The 21,301-nt window shown below is 47.5% G+C and carries 34 protein-coding genes; all 34 read right to left on the minus strand.

Annotated elements, in window-relative coordinates; all coding sequences use genetic code 11:
- The gene (locus tag WS_RS07900; RefSeq protein WP_011139490.1) at positions 1–861 is read right to left on the minus strand and encodes a polyprenyl synthetase family protein; all 861 of its coding nucleotides are present in this window, start codon (positions 859–861) and stop codon (positions 1–3) included.
- A 7-nt stretch (positions 862–868) separates the two neighbouring features.
- Positions 869–1,894, minus strand: a complete 1,026-nt coding sequence (locus tag WS_RS07905) for a PDZ domain-containing protein (protein WP_011139491.1) — start codon at positions 1,892–1,894, stop codon at positions 869–871.
- Positions 1,895–1,905: 11 nt separating this feature from the next.
- A complete protein-coding gene (locus tag WS_RS07910; protein WP_041571871.1) occupies positions 1,906–2,214 on the minus strand; it encodes a YbaB/EbfC family nucleoid-associated protein in 309 nt (102 codons plus the stop codon).
- Positions 2,215–2,217: 3 nt separating this feature from the next.
- Entirely contained in the window at positions 2,218–2,583 is a 366-nt protein-coding gene (panD, locus tag WS_RS07915) for an aspartate 1-decarboxylase (RefSeq protein ID WP_011139493.1), read from the minus strand.
- Between the two features lie 69 nt (positions 2,584–2,652).
- The gene (locus WS_RS07920; protein ID WP_011139494.1) at positions 2,653–4,293 is read right to left on the minus strand and encodes a protein HydE; all 1,641 of its coding nucleotides are present in this window, start codon (positions 4,291–4,293) and stop codon (positions 2,653–2,655) included.
- 3 nt (positions 4,294–4,296) lie between these two features.
- Complete coding sequence (locus WS_RS07925) at positions 4,297–4,833, minus strand: HyaD/HybD family hydrogenase maturation endopeptidase (protein WP_011139495.1); 537 nt, start codon at positions 4,831–4,833, stop codon at positions 4,297–4,299.
- A gap of 22 nt (positions 4,834–4,855) precedes the next feature.
- Positions 4,856–5,548 (minus strand): Ni/Fe-hydrogenase, b-type cytochrome subunit, encoded by a 693-nt coding sequence (gene cybH / locus WS_RS07930; RefSeq protein WP_011139496.1) that lies wholly within the window; start codon positions 5,546–5,548, stop codon positions 4,856–4,858.
- 11 nt (positions 5,549–5,559) lie between these two features.
- Entirely contained in the window at positions 5,560–7,290 is a 1,731-nt protein-coding gene (locus WS_RS07935; RefSeq protein WP_011139497.1) for a nickel-dependent hydrogenase large subunit, read from the minus strand.
- An 11-nt stretch (positions 7,291–7,301) separates the two neighbouring features.
- Positions 7,302–8,462: a hydrogenase small subunit gene (locus WS_RS07940; RefSeq protein WP_011139498.1), complete on the minus strand. Its 1,161-nt coding sequence runs from the start codon at positions 8,460–8,462 to the stop codon at positions 7,302–7,304.
- A 155-nt stretch (positions 8,463–8,617) separates the two neighbouring features.
- Entirely contained in the window at positions 8,618–9,922 is a 1,305-nt protein-coding gene (locus tag WS_RS07945; RefSeq protein WP_011139499.1) for a UDP-N-acetylmuramoyl-L-alanyl-D-glutamate--2,6-diaminopimelate ligase, read from the minus strand.
- Complete coding sequence (locus tag WS_RS07950) at positions 9,919–10,509, minus strand: hypothetical protein (protein WP_011139500.1); 591 nt, start codon at positions 10,507–10,509, stop codon at positions 9,919–9,921. The genes WS_RS07945 and WS_RS07950 overlap by 4 nt, the downstream gene beginning before the upstream one ends.
- Complete coding sequence (locus WS_RS07955; RefSeq protein ID WP_011139501.1) at positions 10,494–10,769, minus strand: NifU family protein; 276 nt, start codon at positions 10,767–10,769, stop codon at positions 10,494–10,496. Before WS_RS07955 ends, WS_RS07950 begins: the two co-directional genes overlap by 16 nt.
- A gap of 154 nt (positions 10,770–10,923) precedes the next feature.
- Entirely contained in the window at positions 10,924–11,274 is a 351-nt protein-coding gene (rplQ, locus tag WS_RS07960; protein ID WP_011139502.1) for a 50S ribosomal protein L17, read from the minus strand.
- Between the two features lie 26 nt (positions 11,275–11,300).
- The gene (locus tag WS_RS07965; RefSeq protein WP_011139503.1) at positions 11,301–12,296 is read right to left on the minus strand and encodes a DNA-directed RNA polymerase subunit alpha; all 996 of its coding nucleotides are present in this window, start codon (positions 12,294–12,296) and stop codon (positions 11,301–11,303) included.
- A 14-nt stretch (positions 12,297–12,310) separates the two neighbouring features.
- Positions 12,311–12,937, minus strand: a complete 627-nt coding sequence (rpsD, locus tag WS_RS07970) for a 30S ribosomal protein S4 (protein WP_011139504.1) — start codon at positions 12,935–12,937, stop codon at positions 12,311–12,313.
- 17 nt (positions 12,938–12,954) lie between these two features.
- Positions 12,955–13,350 (minus strand): 30S ribosomal protein S11, encoded by a 396-nt coding sequence (gene rpsK / locus WS_RS07975; RefSeq protein WP_011139505.1) that lies wholly within the window; start codon positions 13,348–13,350, stop codon positions 12,955–12,957.
- A gap of 10 nt (positions 13,351–13,360) precedes the next feature.
- A complete protein-coding gene (rpsM, locus tag WS_RS07980) occupies positions 13,361–13,729 on the minus strand; it encodes a 30S ribosomal protein S13 (protein WP_011139506.1) in 369 nt (122 codons plus the stop codon).
- Between the two features lie 3 nt (positions 13,730–13,732).
- A complete protein-coding gene (gene rpmJ, locus WS_RS10865) occupies positions 13,733–13,846 on the minus strand; it encodes a 50S ribosomal protein L36 (protein WP_081454389.1) in 114 nt (37 codons plus the stop codon).
- 105 nt (positions 13,847–13,951) lie between these two features.
- Entirely contained in the window at positions 13,952–14,170 is a 219-nt protein-coding gene (infA, locus tag WS_RS07985; protein ID WP_011139507.1) for a translation initiation factor IF-1, read from the minus strand.
- A 9-nt stretch (positions 14,171–14,179) separates the two neighbouring features.
- Positions 14,180–14,938: a type I methionyl aminopeptidase gene (map, locus tag WS_RS07990; RefSeq protein WP_011139508.1), complete on the minus strand. Its 759-nt coding sequence runs from the start codon at positions 14,936–14,938 to the stop codon at positions 14,180–14,182.
- 4 nt (positions 14,939–14,942) lie between these two features.
- Entirely contained in the window at positions 14,943–16,202 is a 1,260-nt protein-coding gene (secY, locus tag WS_RS07995) for a preprotein translocase subunit SecY (protein WP_011139509.1), read from the minus strand.
- Positions 16,202–16,603: a 50S ribosomal protein L15 gene (rplO, locus tag WS_RS08000; protein ID WP_011139510.1), complete on the minus strand. Its 402-nt coding sequence runs from the start codon at positions 16,601–16,603 to the stop codon at positions 16,202–16,204. Before rplO ends, secY begins: the two co-directional genes overlap by 1 nt.
- Positions 16,604–16,612: 9 nt before the next feature.
- Positions 16,613–17,053 carry a 30S ribosomal protein S5 gene (rpsE, locus tag WS_RS08005; protein ID WP_011139511.1) on the minus strand — a complete coding sequence of 147 codons (441 nt, stop codon included), beginning with the start codon at positions 17,051–17,053 and terminating at the stop codon, positions 16,613–16,615.
- Positions 17,054–17,062: 9 nt separating this feature from the next.
- Complete coding sequence (gene rplR / locus WS_RS08010) at positions 17,063–17,419, minus strand: 50S ribosomal protein L18 (protein WP_011139512.1); 357 nt, start codon at positions 17,417–17,419, stop codon at positions 17,063–17,065.
- 9 nt (positions 17,420–17,428) lie between these two features.
- A complete protein-coding gene (gene rplF, locus WS_RS08015) occupies positions 17,429–17,965 on the minus strand; it encodes a 50S ribosomal protein L6 (protein WP_011139513.1) in 537 nt (178 codons plus the stop codon).
- 9 nt (positions 17,966–17,974) lie between these two features.
- Complete coding sequence (rpsH, locus tag WS_RS08020) at positions 17,975–18,370, minus strand: 30S ribosomal protein S8 (protein WP_011139514.1); 396 nt, start codon at positions 18,368–18,370, stop codon at positions 17,975–17,977.
- Between the two features lie 9 nt (positions 18,371–18,379).
- Positions 18,380–18,565 carry a type Z 30S ribosomal protein S14 gene (locus WS_RS10870; RefSeq protein WP_081454390.1) on the minus strand — a complete coding sequence of 62 codons (186 nt, stop codon included), beginning with the start codon at positions 18,563–18,565 and terminating at the stop codon, positions 18,380–18,382.
- Positions 18,558–19,112, minus strand: coding sequence for a 50S ribosomal protein L5 (rplE, locus tag WS_RS08025; protein ID WP_011139515.1), 555 nt, complete (start codon positions 19,110–19,112; stop codon positions 18,558–18,560). The genes WS_RS10870 and rplE overlap by 8 nt, the downstream gene beginning before the upstream one ends.
- Positions 19,113–19,118: 6 nt before the next feature.
- A complete protein-coding gene (rplX, locus tag WS_RS08030; RefSeq protein ID WP_041571873.1) occupies positions 19,119–19,349 on the minus strand; it encodes a 50S ribosomal protein L24 in 231 nt (76 codons plus the stop codon).
- Position 19,350: 1 nt separating this feature from the next.
- A complete protein-coding gene (rplN, locus tag WS_RS08035; protein ID WP_011139517.1) occupies positions 19,351–19,719 on the minus strand; it encodes a 50S ribosomal protein L14 in 369 nt (122 codons plus the stop codon).
- On the minus strand, positions 19,716–19,982 hold the full coding sequence (rpsQ, locus tag WS_RS08040) for a 30S ribosomal protein S17 (RefSeq protein WP_011139518.1): 267 nt from the start codon (positions 19,980–19,982) through the stop codon (positions 19,716–19,718). Before rpsQ ends, rplN begins: the two co-directional genes overlap by 4 nt.
- Before the next feature lie 2 nt (positions 19,983–19,984).
- On the minus strand, positions 19,985–20,173 hold the full coding sequence (rpmC, locus tag WS_RS08045; RefSeq protein ID WP_011138201.1) for a 50S ribosomal protein L29: 189 nt from the start codon (positions 20,171–20,173) through the stop codon (positions 19,985–19,987).
- A complete protein-coding gene (rplP, locus tag WS_RS08050) occupies positions 20,160–20,585 on the minus strand; it encodes a 50S ribosomal protein L16 (protein ID WP_011139519.1) in 426 nt (141 codons plus the stop codon). Before rplP ends, rpmC begins: the two co-directional genes overlap by 14 nt.
- Positions 20,586–20,588: 3 nt before the next feature.
- Positions 20,589–21,299 carry a 30S ribosomal protein S3 gene (gene rpsC / locus WS_RS08055; RefSeq protein ID WP_011139520.1) on the minus strand — a complete coding sequence of 237 codons (711 nt, stop codon included), beginning with the start codon at positions 21,297–21,299 and terminating at the stop codon, positions 20,589–20,591.
- Between the last annotated feature and the right edge of the window lie 2 nt (positions 21,300–21,301).

Genomic DNA, 21,301 nt, shown 5'->3' on the forward strand with positions numbered 1-21,301 from the left:
TTATGATTTAAACTGTTTTTCTAAAATCTCAAGCAGGGTCAAAGAGAGTGCTTCGGGGAAGAATCCAAGCAAGACGCGCACTTCCTCTTTGAGTCTAGCGTGCTCCATCCTCGCTCCTTCCAAGCCCAAAAGATTGACATAGCTGTTTTTAGCTCCATCGTTTTGGGTGGTTTTGCCCGCCTCCTCTTCGCTCCATGTCGCATCGATAATGTCATCTTGCACCTGAAAGAGAAGTCCAAGCTTCAGGCCAATCTCCTCTAATCGCGCCTGCTCCTCTTTAGAAAGCGCCGCGATGATCGCCCCCATCTTAAGTGAAGCGGCGATGAGACGGCCTGTCTTGTGGAGGTGAATGAATCGGAGCTTTTCAATCTCAAGCTTTTGATGTTCAAAGTAGCAATCTAACGCCTGCCCTAGCACCATTCCTCCCGCTCCGCCTGCACTAGCGAGCTCTCGCACAAGCGCAACCTTGGTGTCGCTCCCCAAGGGGGCTTGGGCTAGAAGGTAAAAGGCGTGTGTGTTGAGTGCATCTCCAGCCAAAACCGCGCTCGCCTCATCATACTTGACATGAAGCGTGGGATGCCCCCGCCTAGTGGCAGCATTATCCATCGCAGGAAGATCATCGTGGATGAGCGAATAGGTGTGGAGAATCTCTAGCGCTAAGGCGGGTGCATAAGCACTCTTCACAAGTAGCGGAGCTAATGCACTCACCACCCCCAAAAGCAGTCTAGGGCGAAAGCGCTTCCCCCCATTTCTCACCATCTCCCAAAGATACTCATTGTAATGGGGGTGAAATCCCTCAAAAAGAGGCGCCTCTTCCTCCAAGAAGCGCTCAAAGCCCTCCATCACCGATTCTAAATTCATCGCCAAATCAATCCTCCGCGTTTTTGGGCTTTTTGTTCACTTTGATGAAAAATTCAAACTCTCCTCGGCGAATGAGCCAGCTCATCTCTTCAGAGGCAAAGCGGCTCAAAAGCCTCAAGCCCTCCTCGCCTTGGGGCATATCAATCCCATTGACGCGAAGAATCTGATCTCCCGCCTGAAGATTCTCTAGCCCCCTGCCCTGCATTTTGTGTGCGGCCTGCAAACTCCAATCTTGAGAAAATCGAAGCCCCACGCGCTCTAGCAGATGATCGGGCAGAAGCATCCCGCCAATCCTTGGATAGACTCGCGTCTCAAAGCTCACCACCTCACCCTCTCGCATCACACTCACGCGAACCTCTCTGCCGGGAGCCAGCCCATAGATTTGATTCTCCAGCTCGCTCCGACTTCCTATCGCCCTCCCCTCAAGGCTTAGCACCCTATCCCCTAAACGAAAGAGGTTCTCCTCGATAAAAGGGTCAATAAGAGCGACCACGGGCTCTCTTCTATTTTTTTCGAATCGAATCAGAAGATCGCCATATTGCACGCGCTTTTGTTCTAGGAATCGCTTGATATAGGAGCTCTCGATGAATTCATTGCCCCCCACGCCTAACCCATAAATCTGATAGCAGATGCTGCTGATGATGGAGTTGGGGGGACTTTTTTGGCTGAAACGCGCATAAGCGAGCAGACCGCTCATCCGCTGAGTGATATTCCCCTCCATAAAGCCCTCTGGGGTGCCCGCGCCAAGAATATCCTCCATCGTCTCAGGGGTGATATCGCGGAGCTCCAAGGGGACCTTAGGCTTTTTTGCCTCCAAAAGATAGAGACCTACATAGGGGTCAGATTTGAGGATTTTATAGCCCTTGGGCGGGGTTTTGGAGTAGTGAAGCAGACGTTTCTCATCAATCGCAAGTCCATAAGAATCGCCCACTTTCTCACTAGAGAGAGCGATTCTCTCACCGCATCTAGAAAAATCATAGCCAAAGAGTGCCATGCCGCTCCAAAGGAGCGCCATCCCAAGCCACCACCTCATCTCTTTACTCCTTAGCTCCCAAAAGGGAAAGGTGCCATGCCGCCGAGCATCCCTAGCGTCATCGATTTTTTGTTTTCTTCCACGCTTTTGTAAACATCATTGATCGCGCTGATAAGGAGAATCTGGAGCGATTCTTTGTCTTCTAGCAAAGAATCATCAATGCTTACATCCAAGAGTTCGCCCGCGCCACTCATGCTCACGCTCACCAGTCCTCCCCCGCTTTTAGCAGTGAAAGAGGTGTTGTGGCTCTTCTCCTCCATCTCCTTGGCTTTATCTTGAAACTGAGTCAGCATCTCACTGAGCTTTGAAGGGTCAAACATCACTCACACCTCATGCTTGATTTGGACAATATCGTTCTTCTCATCCACTAATACCACGGTGGGTTTGTAGCTAGATAGCTCGCTTCGATCATACTGTGCGTAGGCAACAATAATGATCTTATCGCCAATGGCGACTTTTCGCGCGGCTGCGCCATTGAGACAGATCTCTCTACTTCCGCGCTCACCCCTAATGACATAGGTGCTAAAGCGCTCTCCGTTATTGACATCAAGAATCTCGACCTTCTGCCCCACCAAAAGCTCCGCCGCCTCCATCAACTCTTCATCAATCGTGATGGATCCGACATAATTGAGATTGGCATCGGTGACGGTCGCTCGATGGATCTTGCTCCATAGCATATCGAATTTCATATTCTAGCGTGCTCCTAAGGGGATTAAGGAACGGATTCTAGCATATTTCTAGCTTCCGCTCCTTAAGGCCTAGGAAACAAAATCCAAGGGGGTCTGCAGGGGAAAATGGAGTTGAAGATGTTTGGGAGTGTATTGCAAAATCTTGTTTAAAAAGGCTCGATTCGACAAGAGGGAGCCACTTAATATCACCCTCTCTTGAGCAAAGTTTTCACTCATATCTCTAAGCAGATTGCCCCAAAACTCCGCTAGGCTATCAATCACACCAAAGGCGAGAGTCTCATCATCAATTCCTGCGAGCTTGAAACTCATGCAGGAGCGAATCACACGAGTCGCATCAAGTCCCACGCGACCCGATTCCTCTTTTTTGAGGGGGAAGTCCACCCTGGGCCCTTTGGCTCCGAGAAAGGCTTTGGCTTTACTCCAAAGTGCTTCCTGTGCTCCTTTGGGATTCCACTCCTCTTGGAGTCCAAGGAAGAATCCTGCCATTCCCACCCAGTCATTGAGATTTTCAGAGACTCCTTGAGCTTGGCTATTTTGGATGCGCTTGGCCAACCCTGGAAACTCTCTAGAAAAGTTTTGAGTCAAACTCTCTCCTGTTTCGCCGCTTTGTGCGATCTCTTGCCATAAAAGCGCGGGGTTTAAAGGGAGTTCAAAGCGCATGACACTCCGTCTAGCCTCCCCTTGGATGAGCCAAAAATAGCTAGGGGCGTGATGGCTTAGATGAAGCGCCAAAGCTCCTTCGTGAAGATGATTCTCCTCAAGGAGTTTTGAGATCAGGGTTGAATAATCAGGAATCAACCCTCCCCTCTCTCGATCAGTCACAAGAACCGTCGAATCATCACTCACGCACACCTTGAGCGACTCTAGGGGCTCACTATTCTCATAAAAGAGTCCTTCGCCCTCACCCTCTAAAGCCCTCTCTAGAACCACCATCTCCACCTCGTGGGCACGAAGAAAGTGCGATAGAATCATGAGGGGTAGGTCGTAGGGCAAAAGCACCTCCACGCCACTCTCTGGATAGAGCGCTCCCTCAAAACGATCCAAAAAGACCCCTTTGGGGGCAAGCTCGATTCGGGGTTTTTCCCAAGTCGCAAGAGCGTTGAGCTCAGGTTCACAGACACGGAAAAGAAGCTCGGCTGAGGCCACATCCAAGGGCATGAAAAGGGGCTTATTCTCTCCCTTTTGGGTTTTTTTGGTGCCTTTGAGTGAGAGTTGATAGAGTCCTCTACGCGTGGTGATCAAAATCGATTCCCCTTCGAGCACCTTCTTAGCCAAGGCTTCAAAGGCCTCATAGAGAGCCTCACCCTCTAGGTTCTCTCTCTTCTCTCCTTTGAGCTGAAAGCTCACCCGCCAAGGGAGAGATCTCAAAGATCGCTCGCCCTCTTTAGGTAAAAACGCCTCCATCTCTAAAGGAGTAAAATCCATCACCCCTTGAGCAGGATTCTCCGCCAAAGTTTCCAAAGAGGGGGGCTCCCCCTCTAGCGGCTCCACTTTGATGAAAAAGAAAAAGAGGGAAAGAGGAAGGTTTTTAGAGAGATTCTCCGAAAAGCGAAGGAGCGATTCACGCTCTCCGCCCACCACGAATCCATAACTAAAAGAATCAAAGAGTGAGCGCTGAAAGCGGAGCGACTCCTTTTTGGCCTCCTTGATTAGAATCGATTCCAAAAAAGGAACAGGGGCGGTACGCCGAAAAATAAAATTCAACCACATGGACTAAAAACCTTTGTAAGAGAGGGGGGCAATCTCATCGATCGTCTTTGAATCGATTCGCGTGATCTCTACTCCCAACTCTTGAAGATGATTGAGGACGATCTTCTCCATCGTCACACTCGCTTCTGCCACCTCTTTTGAGAGATCAAAGGCCGTCTCACTCCCAATGATCGAAGGGATTACTCCCACGATTTTCACAGGGGGTAGATCGCCATTAACCTCAGTCATCCGAAGAGTCTGAAGCATCTCCACCTCATGCGCGCTTCCTTGCCAAGTGATCACATTAGGGACATTGTCAAAATCAAAGAAGTAGACCTCTCCGATTTTTCCTCCGCCTGCGTCCACGCAATCAATAACAATCACATAATCATAGGAGGTGATGAGAGGGATGAGGAGTTGCGCGAGTGTGCCCCCATCGATCACATCGACTTGGTGGGGGCCTTCAAAACGATAATTTACTTTGAGGAGGTTGGAGAGATGCACCCCAATCCCCTCATCGCCAAATAGGATATTCCCTATTCCTAAAACCAATATCTTCAAAGCACTGTTTCTTTAAAGAAGATTAATAGTGTTTTTTGTGGTATCGGAAACCACTAAAAATTGAATCAATTCCGCCATTAGGATAGCGCGCGGAGTTCCATGTCGCCATATAGATGTGGACAGGAATAAAAATCACAAACGCCCAAGTGGTGATATGGTGGATGGCTCGCACATTGGCCAACCCTCCAAACATCACTTCAAGAGGTTTAAAGATTGCAAAAAGAATCGCCCCTAGTCCATCATGATAGACATTATAGTAGAGGATGATTCCCGTGACAGAGATGAGCAGGATAAGCACCATCAAGCCCATATAGGCTGCTAGCTGAACGGGATTGTAAACCCCTTTGAGATGGGGGTGAGGTCCAAGAAGCATATAGTTTCTTAGTTGCCTAAACCATGTCAAAGGATTGATGAGATCCCAAAAAGAGGCTCGCTCAACCCTGCACCCTTTGTCAAAGATAAAGAGGTAGACTCTAAAAATAGTCACCGCAATAAGGGCAAAGCCAAAAATCTGATGCCAGCTTCGAGCCAAAGCGTACATGAAATTGGTCGGCTCAGAGTTCTTGATCGGCGTTAGGAACGGATAGGCAATATAAAAACCCGTCACGATCAGCACGAAAATGGCAATAGCCCTGATCCAGTGGAACCAGCGAGTGAGAGCTGTAAACTCCAACTCTCGCTCAAAAGTCCCCTCGGTATTCGCTCTGTTTTCCATGAGAAACTCCTTTAAAGGTTGCAACCCACCGTGATAGGATCGACTCGATATTGACTTAGCTCGTTGCCCTTGGTATCCATGACATGAACCGCGCAGGCGATGCAGGGGTCAAAAGAGTGAATCACTCGGATGATCTCTAAAGGCTGAGAAAGATCTTGCAACTTCATGCCAACCAACGAGGCTTCATAAGGTCCTTTGGTTCCATTAGCATCTCTAGGGCCTGCGTTCCAAGTGGAGGGAACGACCGCTTGATAGTTTTGAATGACACCATTTTTGATTCTCACCCAGTGGCTTAGCACGCCTCGGGGCACTGTCCCCATGTATCGACCTTTGTATTCTTTGTTTTTGTCGATCTTGTAGGTAGTGTAGGTGGATTGATCCACTTTGAGATTGGCGATAAGTGAGTTGAACGCCTCAAAGCCATAGTCGGCTGAAAGTTTACACTCAAGCATCCTAGCCGCCGTTCTTCCAAGCGTGGTGAAGAGCGCTGCCAAAGGAAGTCCTGTATCTTTAAGGAATTGAGTGGCCACCTTCTCGATTCGGGGATTCTTCGCTGCCAAACCAACTACGATCGTCGCCAAAGGTCCAACCTCTAGAGGTTTACCGCCATACCTTGGAGCTTTGATCCAAGTGTATTTGCCCTTCTCGTCAATGACTTTGGTTTTGACCATCGTGCCATCAGGTCCGACTGTCTCCATGTCTTTGAAGCCTGTGTAGTTGGGATCTTGCTGTCCATCATAAGGATGGAGGGCTTTATTCTCTTTATACCAAGCGTGAGTCGCCTCTTCGGTGATAAGATCTTCGTTGATCTCATGAACCTTGGTGATGTCTCCATCCATTACGATTCCCGTGCTATACATCCATTCAGTCTTATTAAGAGGAATCTCTTGATAGGAGTAGAAGTTTTTCACATTGCATCCTCCAAGAACACTTGGCTCGCTCTTGAAGACTTCGGCCGCCATCACCACATCAGCATAATAGGCACGATTGACAAAGTCGGCCACATATTTGTACTTGGTGAGCCAATCCCCTAGTCGACTAGGATCAAGGGCATCCATAACGGAGGTCACACCCCCTACGGTGAGGCTTTGAGGGTGAGGCTGTTTTGCACCCCAAATCGCCATCATCTGCGCCGCTACTCTTTGAACTTCAAGCGCCTTGAGGTAGTGAGAGAGGACAATGAGGTTTTGCTCAGGGGAGAATCGATAGGTTTTGTGGCCCCAATAGGCGTTGGCGAATGGTCCAAGATTTCCTTTAGCGGCAAACTCAGCCACGCGCTTTTGCACCGCTGTGAGCTCATCCGCTCCCGTAGCGATAGGGTTGGGGGAGTATTTAAAGGCTAGCTTGCTCGCGGCCACGGGGTCAGCTTTGAGCGCAGAGGTGATGTCGCACCAGTCAAGCCCGTGAAGGTGATAAAAGTGAACTGTGTGATCATGGAGAATCAAAGAGATGCTCATTAGTGAGCGGATTAGCTCCGCGTTTAGAGGAGGTTTGATTCCCAATGCGTTTTCCACGGCACTGATTCCTGCTTTGTAGTGGGAGTAGGTGCAGACGCCACAGATTCTTTGCGTGAAAAAGCCCGCGTCTCTTGGGTCTCTGCCCTTAAGGATTGTCTCCAATCCTCGCCAAAGGGTCGCCGTGGAGAACGCATCTTGAATGACGTTGTTTTCATCCACTACCACTTCGATTCTTAGGTGTCCTTCAATTCGAGTGATAGGATCTACTACGATTCGTTTTGTCATAAAGCCGCTCCTTAATTATTCTCTTTATCTTTGACCATCATGGACAATACCGCGTGCGCCGCCACACCTACGGCTGTTGCCGCTAGTAGCGTGATACCGATTTTATCCGCCGTCTTATCTGCACCTAATCCATCAAAAGCTGTGGCATAGAGTCGATTGGCCACAGGCTCTTCAAAAGGCCCCATGGTATCCCAAAAATCAGGCTCAGAACAGCCGATGCATCCATGTCCTGCCTGAACAGGCCAGCTAGTGTGCTGATTGAATCGAAGTTTAGAGCAGTTGTTGAAAGTGTAGGGACCTTTACAACCGACTTTGTAGAGGCAGTAGCCTTTTTTAGCTCCCTCATCTCCGAACTCTTGAACAAACTCGCCCGCATCAAATCGACCGCGTCGCTCACATAGGTCGTGGATTCTAAGACCATAGGCCCACATGGGTCGATTGAAAGCATCGACAGAAGGAAGGGTTCCAAAAAGAATAAAATGGAGAACGTTTCCTACGATGTTCTTCTCGCTAGGAGGACATCCAGGGACATTGATGACAGGCTTGTTGGTAACTTTGCTGAGGGGCTGAGCGTTGGTAGGATTGGGGCGAGCCGCTTGAACTCCTCCAAAACTGCTACAGGAACCGATCGCAAAAATAGCGGCTGCATTAGCTGAAGCGTGTCTAGCGTGCTCTGCACCTGTGGTTCCGTGAGGCCCTACGGTGAGATAAAACTCACTACTTCCCGCAGGAATACCTCCCTCAACCATGAGGACATAGCGACCTTTGTATTTCTCGATAGCGTGCTCTAGGTTGTGCTCAGCTTGCCAGCCCGCAGCCGCCATAACGGTTTCATGATACTCTAGGGAGATGTAGTCAAAAATGAGACTGTCAATCCCCGGACCATCGGTTCTTAGGAGACTCTCGCTACAACCTGTACACTCAGCCATATGGAGCCAAATCACAGGCAATCGATCCGCCAACTCAGCCGCTTTGGCAGTGAGAGGAGTAAAGGTCGCTGGCAAAGACAACATCGCTGTCATCGCTCCCGCCCATTTCATGAAATCTCGCCGCTCGATGCCCTTCTCTTCTAGCATCTGCGGAATATCTTTATCCTCCCTAATTGCAGGCAAGGAAGACAACTCTTGTAGTCTTTGCGAAGCCTTTTTAAAAAGCTCTTGGGTTCTCTCCATGTCCATTCCTTCATTGAATTGGTGTTAAGGCATAGCGCCTTACAGGAACATGGTTACTTTACTCTTTACTTTCTTAAAAAAGCATATAAAAAAAATTTAACTTTTCATCTAATTTGAACTTCTCAAGTATTATTAATATAAAAGAAATAATAACTTTATCGCACTCCCCTAATTTCACCAAGAGCCGATAGCACCGTCTCTCTGTCCTTCATGGGAATTTTCTGCGACCCAATGATCTGCTCCGCCTCATCCCCCTTGCCAAGGATTAGTAATACTTCTTGCGCTTCCAATTCTTTCACGGCTCGCCTGATGGCCTGCACCCTATCAGGCTCCTTGACGCACTTTTGGCAATGGTGAATTCCCTTCTCTATCTCTTCGATAATAAGAAGGGGATCTTCACTCCGAGGGTTGTCGCTGGTGAGGTAGATACGCTTCGCGTAACGATCGGCCACTGCTCCCATTTTAGGGCGTTTACTCCGATCCCGATCTCCGCCAGCTCCAAAGAGCACTACAATTTCTTGATGGGGAAAAGATTCAAAAATCTGCCTCATCCCATCTTCGGTATGGGCAAAATCAACCACCACCAAAGGCTCTTCGCTCACGCGCTCCATGCGCCCCTCCACGCCCCCAAAACGCTCCGCCATATCACAAATCTCCTGCAACTCGCCTCCTATGAGACGATGCACAGCGGAGACGGCCGCAAGAAGATTGTAGAGATTGTGCTTGCCAAAAAGCGACGAGGAGAGCGAGGCCTCTTTTTCTAAAAAGGCAATTCGTGCTTCAATACCCCCGTGAAGCGAGTAGGCTTTGACATGGTAACTGGAGGGATGCTCGATTCCATAAGAGAGGGCATTTTGGAGATTAAACTTCGCCTTTGACTCATCCTTGTTGATGAGTTTTGGGGTCGAATCGTCAAAGAAAGAGTTCTTGGTTTGAATGTAGTGCTCTAGGCTCTTGTGGTAGTCCAAGTGGTCGCTCGTGATATTGGTGAGAATCTTAAGCGCAAAATTGAGCCCCTCGATACGCTTTTGGTCAATCGCATGCGAGCTCACCTCCATCACAAAAAAGTCACACCCTGCCCTCTTGGCACGATCGATTCGCTCATAAAGCTCCAAAAGAGGAGGAGTGGTGAGACCTTTGGGCTCAATGAGCTCATCATTCATGAAAAAGCCTCGCGTCCCCAAAAGTGCCACCTTATATCCCAAATCAAGCAGAATCGAATAGATCGCCGCACTCGTGGTGGTTTTGCCATTGGTGCCTGTGACCCCAATAAGAGGAATATCGGTCTTTAAGAATCGATGGAGATCTTTAGGCTCCAAGAAGAGCTTACACCCCTTCTCTCTAGCCGCCGCCTCATAAACTCTAGAGCTCTGAGTGAGCAAAAAGGCACTCTTTGGAGTGCACTCTCGTGAATCATCGCTGATAAACTCCACCTCGTCTTGATGAGAAAAAACCTTCATCGCTTTGCCGCCTTCTCATAAAGTCTCTGGAAACGAGGATCATAGGCGAGTGCATCACCCGTGGCCTCTAAATAGTTGAGGGCAATTTCGCTAAAATCATATTCAATAAGAGAATCCAAGAACTCTAAAAACTCTTCTTTGCTGGTGATGATGATTTTAGTGCTGAACATCAAATCCTCAAACGCTCGCTTAAACCCCCCTCGATTCTCAACCAGATGCTGAAAATCACTATAGAGAATTCCCTTGACCGAATCGACATTCACACTATTAAAAGCATTAATCATAGCCGATATCTCACTCACATTCCCATCAAAGCTCTCCACTAATTCCAGCATGATTTTGTGAGATTCTTCGGGATTTTGGCGCTTGAGAATTTGGTAGTATTCATAAAGAGCTTTCGATTCCTCCTCATGATCTAGCGCCATATCCGCGAGCAAGAGCCCCACCCTTGATTCCAAATCCTCACTCCTCTCTGCAAGAATCTGCGAGTAGGAGCGAGTCGATTCATCATACCTGCCTTGAATATAATCCTGCTCGGCCTTCAACTTCAAGGAGTGTAAAAATTTCTTATCTATAAGCTTCTCCATTCGCTCTCCATGCCATGCGGCACATTGACAATTTCAATTTCGGGATGAATCTCTAGGCGCATCTGCCGCTCAATTCCATTCTTAAGCGTGAGCGCACTACTTGCACAGCCCTTACAAGCCCCCTCCAATCGCACATAGACCTTGGGGGCGGCGACGCCAATCAAAGAGACATCCCCTCCATCCAGTGCCAAGGTGGGGCGAACCTTCTCCAAAACTCTCTCAACGGGCTTCAAAAGATCATCATCACTAAAGGGAAACACGATTAATTCTCCTCAAAAAGGGGTTAGAAACGGGTAATGAGGGCGATTTTACAATAAAGTTTCATGGTTTTAAATTAAGGGAAAAAGAGGGGAAAGAGGGGTTACCTTGCCCTCTCCTGCTTTAAAAAGCAGAAGAGGGCAAGGTGAAAAAAGTTTAGATGAGTTCGATGAAAGCTAAAGGAGCAGCATCGCCCTTGCGAAGACGTGTTCGGACGATTCGAGTGTAACCGCCTTTGCGATCGCTATACTTAGGAGCGATCTCCACCACAAGTTTGTTAGTGGCGTTTTTGTCTTGAAGGTGTGCAAAAACTGCTCTATGCGCGTTGAAAGAACCTTCAGAAGCCTTAGTGATTAGCTTTTCGATATAACTCTGAAGTTCTTTAGCTTTGATGACCGTGGTCTCAATCTTCTGATTCTCCACCAAAGCGATAGCCAGATTCTTCAAAAGCGCCTTTCGATGCGCTGAAGTCCTGCCTAGCTTTCTATAACCGTGGTTGTGTCTCATAGGTTATCCTTATTTGCTTTTTATCGTTATTTTAGTTTATTTAATCGCTTCTGAAGTGCACTCGACACCTCTTCAGCCAAGTCTGAACCCACAGGATAGCCAATCTCTTCAAGCTTGTCTTTGATCTCATCAAAAGACTTCTTGCCTAGATTCTTCACTTCTTTAAGCTCATTCTCTCCCAAAAGCACTAATTCGCCGACAAATTTCATTCCAGCGCGATCAAGGCAGTTGAAAGAACGGGCGCTCAAATTAAGAGCTTCGATCTTTTGAAGAAGGGGCTTGAGCTCAGGGTCTTCCTCATCGCTTGAAGTTGATTCAGCTGAGGAGACGCTCCACTCACTATTAAAAACAGACATCTGTTTTTGCATCACACCCAAAGCGTCTTTAAAAGCCGCGATAGGCTCAATGAGACCATCCGTTTCGATTTCCAAAACGATCTTCTCGTAGGTGGGATTGTCCTCTACAAGGACATTTTCGATCTCGTAGGTGGCTTTCTTCACGGGGGTGAAGTAGGCATCAAGAGGAATATAGCCCTCAGGAATCAGATTCCTTGTCTCTTCACTAGGAACATATCCAATTCCCTTCTGGACGATCAAGGAGAAGGTCAAAGTCGCATCTTCGTTGATGGTGGCTAGGTGCTGATTAGGCGTAACCACGTCCACATAATCATTCACAAGATCAGAGCCCTTAATGGTGGCTGGTCCTTTGAAGGAGTAGTCCAAAGTGACGCGCTCGGCATCTCCTCTCATCTTGAATCGAATGCTTTTAAGATTGACGATGAAGAGAGCCACATCCTCCATAATCCCACGAACCGAATCAAACTCGTGTGCGGCTCCTTCGATTTTTAGGGCGGTAGGTGCAAATCCCACAGAGCTACCCAAGAGAAGTCTTCTCAAGGGGTGAGCAAGGGTGATTGCATAGCCCGACTCAAAAGGATAGGCAGAGATCTTGATCTTGTTCTTGCCGATTTCCTGAATGGAAATATCCGTCGGAATATAGGGAGAAGTTTTAATATTTTTCATTATGCCGCACCTAATTATTTAGAGTATAGCTCAACGATTAGTCTCTCTTCGACAGGGATTACAACCTCTTCGCGCTCGGGAAGTCGAGTGAAGATTCCAAAGACTTTAGCTTGATCCACATCCACCCATGGAGCGATACCTGTTTGCTTAGTGAGCTCGATGGAGCGCTGAACTTGGGGATTGTTTTTGCTTTTTTCGCGAATCTCTACCTTCTGTCCAGGAAGAACCATATAAGAAGGAATATTCACACGCTTGCCATCAACTAGAACATGCCCATGGCTAACCATTTGTCGAGCAAATCTTCTAGTGGTCGCAAAGCCCATTCGGTAGACCACGTTATCAAGGCGTCGCTCCAAAAGCTTAATCAAAAGCTCTCCCGTGTTGCCTTCGAGTCGGTTAGCCTCTTGGAAAATGCTTCGGAACTGCTTCTCAGAAATTCCATACATGAATTTTGCTTTTTGCTTCTCTCGGAGCTGTAGTCCATACTCAGAAATTTTGCTTCTTCTTTGACCATGCTGACCGGGAGCGTAAGGTCTTTTTTCCAAGGAGCTTTTACCGGCGAGTCTTCGCTCACCTTTAAGGTTAAGGCTGACTCCAAATCTTCTTTCGATTTTTTCTACTGGTCCTCTATATCTTGCCATTTACATTTCTCCTTAACTTACACTCTTCGGCGCTTGGGCGGTCGGCATCCATTGTGGGGCAATGGAGTGACATCTTTAAACCACAATACTTTGATTCCTTCAATAGAACCGAGGCTCTTTACGGCTGTTTCGCGTCCACTTCCAGGACCTTGAACCTTGATTCCAAGTTCCTTGATTCCGTGCTCTTTGGCCTTTACTACTGCATCCTCAACCGCTTGTTGCGCTGCATAGGGAGTCGATTTTTTGCTTCCCTTGAAGCCCAAAGCCCCCGCGGTACTCCAGCAAATAACATTTCCCATCTCATCAGTGATCGTAACGCTAGTGTTATTGAACGTTGCAGCGATGTGAATGATTCCTCGGGCTATATTCTTCTTGACAACTCTTTTTTTGTTTGTTACTTTTCTTTTTGCCATTCCCTACCCCTTACTTGCTCGCGCTTCCGACGGTTTTTCTCTTGCCTTTTCTAGTTCTCGCGTTGTTCTTAGTGGTTTGACCGCGAACAGGCAGACCCTTTCGGTGTCGAAGACCTCGATAGCTTCCTAGATCCATCAACGCTTTGATATCCATAGTGACTTTTTTTCTCAAATCACCCTCGACAGCGTATGATTCTTGGATCTTCTTGCTGATAAGCGAAACTTCGTCTTCGCTCAACTCTTGGACGCGCTTGTCCAAAGAGATATTGACGGCACTTAGGATATCTCTGGAGGTCTTGAGTCCAATTCCATAGATATAGGTGAGTGCATATTCAATTCTTTTTTTCTTGGGCAAATCAACACCAGCAATTCTCGCCATGGTTTATCCTTGTCTCTGTTTGTGTTTAGGGGTGCTGCAGATCACTCTGACGATCCCTTTTCTCTTAATGATTTTGCATTTATCGCACATCTTCTTGACTGATGGTCTTACTTTCATCGTTGTTTACTCCTGTCATTTAAACCAAATCAACTTTTAGCCAAACCGAAATTGTATTTTTCAAGTAATCAAGGTCGGCGATTCTACATTAAAGTTAATTAAAAGCTACTTATATCTAAACGTGATTCGGCCCTTGTCTAGGCTATAGGGGGTGAGCTCAATCTTGACCCTATCTCCAGGGAGAATCTTGATATAGTGCATTCTCATGCGCCCCGCGATGTGACACAAAATCACATGCTTATTATCGAGCTCTACCCTAAAAGTCGCGTTGGGTAGCGCCTCGATCACCTTTCCGTCCACCTCTATCACATCATCTTTTGCCATTTTTGCTTTCTACTCCTTTGAAAGTATCTCGGCTCTTCCATTGACGATTGCCACGGTGTGCTCGTGATGGCTTCCGTTGAGTCCGTCATGGGAAACCACCGCCCACTTATCTGACAATATCTTTGCCTCTCCGCTTTTTTGGCAGATCATCGGCTCAATACAAAAGACCATTCCCTCACGAATCTTGGGTCCCTGCTTGGGATTCCCTCCTTCAAGATAGTTAGGAATCTCAGGTTCTTCATGAGGTTTTCGACCAATTCCATGACCGCAGAATCCCCTCAAAGGGACCATACCCCTCTTGAGAATAAACTGCTCAATCAAATGACTCAGCTCTTTAAAGCGCATATCCACCCGAATCGAATCGATGGCATACAAGAGGGCATCACGAGAGCAGGCCATAAGGGCTTCATCGTTTTGGGTCACAGCGCCAATCCCAAAGGTTGCAGCGCCATCTCCAAACCAGCCTTTATACTCTGTCCCAATATCCACTCCTAATATATCTCCCTCTTTGAGCTGATAACCATTTGGAATCCCATGAATGATCACCTCGTTGACGGAGGTGCAGATCGCACCTGGGAAACCATAAAGCCCTTTAAATGAGGGCCTTGCCCCTTGGGAACGGATGAAATCCTCCGCTATCTTATCTAGCTCTAAGAGAGAAATTCCGGGTTTTGCATGCTCCCGAAGGAGAGAGAGGGTCTGAGCAACGATCCGATTGGCCGATGCTAGAGCCTTGATCTCTTCGGGTTTGCGAATTGCAATAGCCATGTTCTTATAAGCCCACGGCGCTTAGGGTTTGATACTTGCTCATGTAAATCTGAGCCTCAATCTTTCTCATGGTGTCAATAGCGACTTGAACAACGATGAGCACTGCGGTTCCTCCAAAATAGAAAGGAACCCCCATGCTTTTGACAAGCACCCAAGGAAGGGTTGAGATGAGCGCCAAATAGAGCGCTCCCCAAAAAGTCAAACGGCTGGCAACCTCATTCAAGAATCCTGCGGTTCCCTCACCGGGGCGCAATCCTGGAATAAAGCCTCCCTGTCGCTTGAGATTCTCAGAGATATCCTTCGCGTTGAACACGATCGAAGAGTAGAAATAGGCAAAAAAGATCACTAGCCCAAACATAATCACATTATAGGCGTAGCCATTAGGACTCAAAAAGTCCGCAATTGCCATGACGGTGCTGTTGCTTGACGCCTGTAAAAGGGTCGAAGGAAACATGAGCAACGCCGAAGCAAAAATAGGAGGAATCACCCCGCTAAGGTTGAGCTTAATCGGAATATAGTTCATCACGCGCTTGTTTTGATTCTGCATCATCACCTTGCGAGCATAAGAGACAGGCACTCGCCTCTCGCCAAGCTCCACGAAAATGATGGAGAGAACTGTAGCGATGATGATCACCACAATCGCCAACAACACCAAGAAGTTGATCTCGCCAGTATTGACTAGCTTGAAGGTTCCTCCAATGGCGGCTGGGATTCCAGAGACGATACCCGCGAAGATAATTAGACTGATTCCGTTCCCCATGCCTCGCTGAGTGATCTGCTCTCCAATCCACATGAGCATCATGGTTCCTGCCAGCATAGAGAAAGCCGAAACCGCAATGAACACGTTCATGTCAATTAGAATCGCCCCTTGAGGACCTCCGCCGATACTTTTAAGTCCAATAGAGACTCCCACAGCCTGAACCAGCGTGATGACCACGGTCGCATATCGCACAATCTGCATATATTTAACCATTCCATCGCGCTCTTTTTTCATTTTGGCCAATGTGGGGAAAGTCGCGGCAAGAAGCTCCATGATGATGGAGGCAGTGATGTAGGGCATGATCCCGAGCGAGATGATGCTGAGGCGCTCAACGGCATTACCGCTGAACATATTAAAGAGCCCCAGCGCGTTGCCGGAGTTGCTATCAAAGAAAGCTTTGATAACCGCCGTATCAACGCCAGGAACCGGAACGTACGCCAACACTCTATAGGCTAGCAAGAAGCCGAGCGTAATGAGAATCTTGTTGACGATCGCTTTATTCATTAGGCTCGTCCGCTTGTGGTGATTCTCTCGTCTTTGATTTTGGAAGCTAGCTCAGAAGCTCCTTTGCCGATCAATTTGATCTTGAGCGTGCTAGCAGGGAATTTATGGACGGAGGCGATGCTATCAAGAGTGATTTCAGCCAGCTCAGCCACTTTAGTGATCTTCTCTACGTTGATCACATAAGGTTTGGCGATTTGAGTGGTGAAGCCCACCTTGGGAAGTCGTCTCTGGAGGGGTTGCTGACCCCCTTCAAAGCCTCTCTTCGCCTTGTAGCCTGTTCGAGCGGTTTGACCTTTGCCTCCTCTAGTGGAGGTTTTGCCCATGCCGCTTCCTTGACCTCGACCGACTCGTTTTCGATCTTTTGTGCTGCCTTGGGCAGGCTTGAGGTTTTCTAGTGCCATGGCTTTTCCTTACGCTTTGATTCGGCTCAACGCATCAATCGTAGCGCGAACTACGTTGTATGGGTTGTTTGAACCTAAAGATTTAGTCAAGATATCCTTAATGCCAGCCAATTCGATCACAGGTCGAGCCGATCCACCGGCGATCACCCCTGTACCCTCGCTAGCAGGCTTAAGAAGAATCTTGCTTGCATTATACTTATGCTCGATATCATGAGCGATGGTGGTTCCTTTGACATTCACCTTGATGATGTTTTTGAACGCATCATCCACCGCTTTTTTGATCGCATCGGGAACCTCTTTAGCTTTTCCGAGGCCAAAGCCTACCAAGCCATTTTTGTTACCCACGACTACAAGAGCGTTGAAGCGGAATCTTCGACCCCCTTTGACGACCTTGGTCACTCTGCCGATGTTAACGACAACCTCTTTAAATTCGTCTCGATTGATTTCCATTTTTACCCCTTACAGACCGATTCCGTTCTCTCGAAGAGAGTCCGCAAAACTAGCAACGACACCGTGATAGAGGTAACCGTTACGATCAAACACTACTTCTTTGATACCGGCTTCCTGCAATGAGGCCGCAAAAGAAGCGGCGATTTTCTTCGCCTCCTCTTTATTGTTTCCAAGACCAAGCTTCTTACCATCCACGCTCGCTAGAGTGAGACCACTCTCATCATTGATCGCTTGCGCATAAAGGTATCGGTTGGAGCGGAAGAGAGAGACTCTAGGCTTCTGGGCGGTGCCGAAAATCTTGCCTCGAACGCGAAGTTTTCGCTTAGCGCGGAGGGCATTTTTTCTTTTCAATACTTTTTCTAACATGACCTATCCTTACTTCTTAGAAGTCTTGCCGGCTTTTCGGATGATGGTTTCATCACTATACTTCACGCCCTTGCCTTTGTAAGGCTCAGGAGGCCTGAACTCTCGAATCTCTGCCGCAATCTGACCGATTTGCTGCTTATCACTTCCCTTGATGGTGATGACGTTTTTCTCTACGGCAATCTCCACACCTTCGGGAATCTCATAGTTCACAGGGTGGGAGAAGCCAAGGGCAAGCTCAAGAACGCTACCCTTTACGGCTGCTTTGTAACCCACGCCATTGATCTCTAGTTGCTTGGTGAAACCGGCGGAAAGCCCGATAACGATGTTGTTCGCCAAGGCTCGATAGGTTCCCCAATAAGCCTTAGACTGAGCATCTTCGCCTCCTAGTTTTAAAACTAGCTCGCCATTAGCGATCTCAAGTCCTACGCGACCGTATGTCTCGAGGACTTTCTCCTGCTTTCCTTTGGTAAACACAATTTTGCTTCCTTCGATTTTGGCATCAACGCCACTTGGAATGCTAATAGGTCTTTTACCGATTCGTGACATGCTCTTTCCTTACCAGATGCTGCAAAGCGCTTCGCCGCCAACATTGGCTTTGTAGGCTTCTTCATTGCCGATCACACCTTTAGAGGTGCTCACGACGATGGTTCCATAACCGTTCTTGAATCGCTTGAGCTCGTCTCGCCCTTTATAGACTCTTCGTCCGGATTTACTGATTCGCTTGATTTCACTGATCACGGATCGTCCCTTCTCGTCATATTTCAAAACAACGTTAATGGACTGTTTTCCGTCTTTATCGATCACTTTATAGCTCTCGATGAAACCTTTAGCAAGGAACACCTCTAAGATGGAAACTACGATTTTGGCATAGTAAAGAGTGGTGTAATCCAATCTTCTCATCGCCGCGTTTCTGATTCGGGTTAGAGAATCCGCAATAATATCATTCACCATTTCTTCTCCTTACCAGCTAGCTTTTCGAAGACCAGGGATGAGTCCCTCGTTGCCCATTTTTCTTAGGCAAACTCGGCATAGACCAAAATCTCTGTAAACAGAGTGGGGTCGTCCGCAGACCTGGCATCGTGTATAAGCTCTTACTTTAAATTTAGGTTTTCGGCTAGCCTTAGCCACCATTGATTTCTTAGCCATTGACTCTTCCTTTTGCGAAAGGCATACCAAATAGCTCTAGCATTTTGAACGCCTCTTTATCATTGTTGGTCGTTGTAACCATCGTGATGTTCATACCGTGGCTCACCATAATGTCATCATAGACGACCTCAGGGAACATGAGCTGCTCGTTTAGACCAAAGCTGTAGTTGCCTCGACCATCAAAGCCATTTCGAGGAACGCCTCGGAAGTCTTTCACTCTAGGAAGAGCGATAGAAATGAGCTTCTCAAGGAAGTTGTACATTTGGTTACCGCGAAGGGTCACTTTCACACCCATGGGCATTCCCTCTCTCATTTTGAAGCCCGCTACGGACTTTTTAGCGATCGTGATGACCGCTTTTTGTCCTGCGATAAGAGAGATAGTATCTGCGATGTTTTGCATGACTTTAGTGTCTTTAGCATGATCGCCCGCGCCCACGCTAATCACGATTTTTTCTAGTTTAGGAAGAAGCATGGGGTTTTTGATTCCGAGCTCTTCGCTAAGTTTAGCTTTTAGTTCTTCGTTATAAAGTTTTTTGAGTTGATACATGGATTCTTACGCCTCCACTTTTTTCACATTGGAGATGTGTATAGGCATCTCTTTGTTCACAAAACCACCCTTGGGGTTTTGCTCGCTTGGCTTGACGCTCTTTTTGGCGACTTTGCAGCCCGCGACGATCACTTGGGAGCTCTTGGGCATCACCTTGATCACTTCAGCGACCTTACCCTTGTCATCTCCGGCAATCACCTGAACCTTGTCGCCTTTTTTAATCTGAAACTTAACCATATTAGAGTACCTCCGGTGCAAGAGAGACAATTTTCATGAAGTTGGCGTATCGCACTTCTCGACCTACGGGTCCAAAAATACGCGTGCCTACAGGCTCTCGCTTGTTGTCAAGGATGACCGCGGCGTTGTCATCGAATCGAATCAAAGAACCATTGTCTCGCTGAACCTCTTTTTTAGTTCGCACGACAACAGCCTTCACCACTTGACCTTTCTTGATCTTTCCATTGGGAAGGGCTTTCTTAACAGAAGCGATAATCACGTCGCCAACGGTTGCGTATCGTCTCTTGCTTCCGCCAAGAACCTTGATGCACATTACCTCTTTGGCGCCACTGTTGTCAGCGACTGTCAATCTAGTAAAACTCTGGATCATGCTTCAACTCCTACCGAAAGGACTTTGTGCAAGCTGAAGGATTTTCGCTTAGAAAGGGGTCGACATTCGATCGCTTCGATCATATCGCCTACTTTCACTGCATTACTCTCATCATGCACGATATATTTCTTGAATCTTTTAACGATTTTTCTATATTTGGGGTGGGTCACTCTTCTTTCAACAAGAATCGTCACGCTCTTGTCGCCCGCTTTAGTGACGACTTTCCCTTGAATAACTCTTTTGTGTGCTTGTTCGTTGCTCATGATTAACCCTCTTTAGCTGCAAGCGCCGTATTGATTCTCGCGATATCTTTTCTGACGGCTTTGATTTCGTTGGGATTGCTAAGCTGCATGGTTTTGAGTTTGAGCCTGAGTTCAAACAGCAGCGACTTCTTCTCTTTGAGTAGCTTTTGCAATGCCGCTACTTCTTGGTCTTTCAATTCAGTAAATTTCATTTTCACTCTCGCTTGTCACGATTTTGGTTTTGAAAGGAAGTTTGCTTTGAGCAAGAGCTAGAGCTTCGCGTGCCAACTCCTCTTCGATTCCCGCCATTTCATAGACGATGCGGCCAGGCTGAATATTCATTACCCACTTATCCACAGAGCCTTTACCTTTACCCATACGAGTCTCAAGAGGCTTCGCCGTCAAAGGCTTGTCAGGGAACACTCTGATCCAAATCTTACCCGCTCTTTTGATGTGTCGGGTCATGGCGATTCTCGCCGCTTCAATCTGTCGAGAGTCGATTCGACCGTGCTCTGTTGCTTTGATTCCAATATCACCAAAGGCTAGAGAGTTTCCTCGGAAAGATTTTCCTCGGTTTCGACCCTTCATCTGCTTTCTGAATTTGGTTCGTTTTGGCATTAACATGGTTTATTGCCTCCCTCTTCTTCGTGTGCCTCTACCCTCTTTATCTCGAGCAGGAGCCTCTTCTTTCTTCTCAGGCTGGATTCCTTTTTGAAGAACTTCACCTTTAAAGATCCAAACTTTTGCCCCGATGATTCCATAAGTGGTCATCGCCTCAGCAAAACCGTAATCAATCTTCGCTCGCAATGTATGAAGAGGAACTCGTCCTTCCATATACCACTCTGTTCGCGCCATCTCCGCTCCAGCCAATCGACCTGAAACTTTGATTTTGATTCCTTTAGCGCCTGCTTTCATAGCCGCTTGCATCACTTTTTTCATTGCGCGTCTAAAAGCGACTCGTCGCTCTAGTTGCATAGTGACATTTTCAGCGGCCAATTGAGCGTTCGCTTGGGGGCGCTTCACTTCCTTAATATTAATAGAGATCTCTTTATCAACGATCTTTTTGAGTGCTTCTTTGAGTTTCTCAATATCTGCACCTTTTTTACCGATGATGATTCCAGGTCGAGCCGCTACCACAGTCACTCGAAGCTTCTTAGCCGTTCGCTCAATGATAATCTCGCTCACGCCCGCATAATAGAGCTCTTTTTTGAGGAATTTTCGAATCTTGTGATCTTCGCTGATATTCAAAGGAGCGGTTTGATAGTTAGGGAACCATCGTGACGCCCAGTTTCGGTTGATGCCTAATCTAAGACCTATAGGATTGACTTTTTGACCCATGA

Source organism: Wolinella succinogenes DSM 1740, from assembly GCF_000196135.1.
Classification (GTDB): domain Bacteria; phylum Campylobacterota; class Campylobacteria; order Campylobacterales; family Helicobacteraceae; genus Wolinella; species Wolinella succinogenes.

Excerpts from the sequence above, each read along its gene's own strand:
- WS_RS07900 (WP_011139490.1), bottom strand. The coding sequence starts at position 861 with ATGAATTTAGAATCGGTGATGGAGGGCTTTGAGCGCTTCTTGGAGGAA.
- WS_RS07905 (WP_011139491.1), bottom strand. The coding sequence starts at position 1,894 with ATGAGGTGGTGGCTTGGGATGGCGCTCCTTTGGAGCGGCATGGCACTC.
- WS_RS07910 (WP_041571871.1), bottom strand. The coding sequence starts at position 2,214 with ATGTTTGACCCTTCAAAGCTCAGTGAGATGCTGACTCAGTTTCAAGAT.
- panD (WP_011139493.1), bottom strand. The coding sequence starts at position 2,583 with ATGAAATTCGATATGCTATGGAGCAAGATCCATCGAGCGACCGTCACC.
- WS_RS07920 (WP_011139494.1), bottom strand. The coding sequence starts at position 4,293 with ATGTGGTTGAATTTTATTTTTCGGCGTACCGCCCCTGTTCCTTTTTTG.
- cybH (WP_011139496.1), bottom strand. The coding sequence starts at position 5,548 with ATGGAAAACAGAGCGAATACCGAGGGGACTTTTGAGCGAGAGTTGGAG.
- WS_RS07935 (WP_011139497.1), bottom strand. The coding sequence starts at position 7,290 with ATGACAAAACGAATCGTAGTAGATCCTATCACTCGAATTGAAGGACAC.
- WS_RS07940 (WP_011139498.1), bottom strand. The coding sequence starts at position 8,462 with ATGGAGAGAACCCAAGAGCTTTTTAAAAAGGCTTCGCAAAGACTACAA.
- WS_RS07945 (WP_011139499.1), bottom strand. The coding sequence starts at position 9,922 with ATGAAGGTTTTTTCTCATCAAGACGAGGTGGAGTTTATCAGCGATGAT.
- WS_RS07950 (WP_011139500.1), bottom strand. The coding sequence starts at position 10,509 with ATGGAGAAGCTTATAGATAAGAAATTTTTACACTCCTTGAAGTTGAAG.
- rplQ (WP_011139502.1), bottom strand. The coding sequence starts at position 11,274 with ATGAGACACAACCACGGTTATAGAAAGCTAGGCAGGACTTCAGCGCAT.
- WS_RS07965 (WP_011139503.1), bottom strand. The coding sequence starts at position 12,296 with ATGAAAAATATTAAAACTTCTCCCTATATTCCGACGGATATTTCCATT.
- rpsD (WP_011139504.1), bottom strand. The coding sequence starts at position 12,937 with ATGGCAAGATATAGAGGACCAGTAGAAAAAATCGAAAGAAGATTTGGA.
- rpsK (WP_011139505.1), bottom strand. The coding sequence starts at position 13,350 with ATGGCAAAAAGAAAAGTAACAAACAAAAAAAGAGTTGTCAAGAAGAAT.
- rpsM (WP_011139506.1), bottom strand. The coding sequence starts at position 13,729 with ATGGCGAGAATTGCTGGTGTTGATTTGCCCAAGAAAAAAAGAATTGAA.
- rpmJ (WP_081454389.1), bottom strand. The coding sequence starts at position 13,846 with ATGAAAGTAAGACCATCAGTCAAGAAGATGTGCGATAAATGCAAAATC.
- infA (WP_011139507.1), bottom strand. The coding sequence starts at position 14,170 with ATGGCAAAAGATGATGTGATAGAGGTGGACGGAAAGGTGATCGAGGCG.
- map (WP_011139508.1), bottom strand. The coding sequence starts at position 14,938 with ATGGCTATTGCAATTCGCAAACCCGAAGAGATCAAGGCTCTAGCATCG.
- secY (WP_011139509.1), bottom strand. The coding sequence starts at position 16,202 with ATGAATAAAGCGATCGTCAACAAGATTCTCATTACGCTCGGCTTCTTG.
- rplO (WP_011139510.1), bottom strand. The coding sequence starts at position 16,603 with ATGGCACTAGAAAACCTCAAGCCTGCCCAAGGCAGCACAAAAGATCGA.
- rpsE (WP_011139511.1), bottom strand. The coding sequence starts at position 17,053 with ATGGAAATCAATCGAGACGAATTTAAAGAGGTTGTCGTTAACATCGGC.
- rplR (WP_011139512.1), bottom strand. The coding sequence starts at position 17,419 with ATGTTAGAAAAAGTATTGAAAAGAAAAAATGCCCTCCGCGCTAAGCGA.
- rplF (WP_011139513.1), bottom strand. The coding sequence starts at position 17,965 with ATGTCACGAATCGGTAAAAGACCTATTAGCATTCCAAGTGGCGTTGAT.
- rpsH (WP_011139514.1), bottom strand. The coding sequence starts at position 18,370 with ATGGTGAATGATATTATTGCGGATTCTCTAACCCGAATCAGAAACGCG.
- WS_RS10870 (WP_081454390.1), bottom strand. The coding sequence starts at position 18,565 with ATGGCTAAGAAATCAATGGTGGCTAAGGCTAGCCGAAAACCTAAATTT.
- rplE (WP_011139515.1), bottom strand. The coding sequence starts at position 19,112 with ATGTATCAACTCAAAAAACTTTATAACGAAGAACTAAAAGCTAAACTT.
- rplX (WP_041571873.1), bottom strand. The coding sequence starts at position 19,349 with ATGGTTAAGTTTCAGATTAAAAAAGGCGACAAGGTTCAGGTGATTGCC.
- rplN (WP_011139517.1), bottom strand. The coding sequence starts at position 19,719 with ATGATCCAGAGTTTTACTAGATTGACAGTCGCTGACAACAGTGGCGCC.
- rpsQ (WP_011139518.1), bottom strand. The coding sequence starts at position 19,982 with ATGAGCAACGAACAAGCACACAAAAGAGTTATTCAAGGGAAAGTCGTC.
- rpmC (WP_011138201.1), bottom strand. The coding sequence starts at position 20,173 with ATGAAATTTACTGAATTGAAAGACCAAGAAGTAGCGGCATTGCAAAAG.
- rplP (WP_011139519.1), bottom strand. The coding sequence starts at position 20,585 with ATGTTAATGCCAAAACGAACCAAATTCAGAAAGCAGATGAAGGGTCGA.
- rpsC (WP_011139520.1), bottom strand. The coding sequence starts at position 21,299 with ATGGGTCAAAAAGTCAATCCTATAGGTCTTAGATTAGGCATCAACCGA.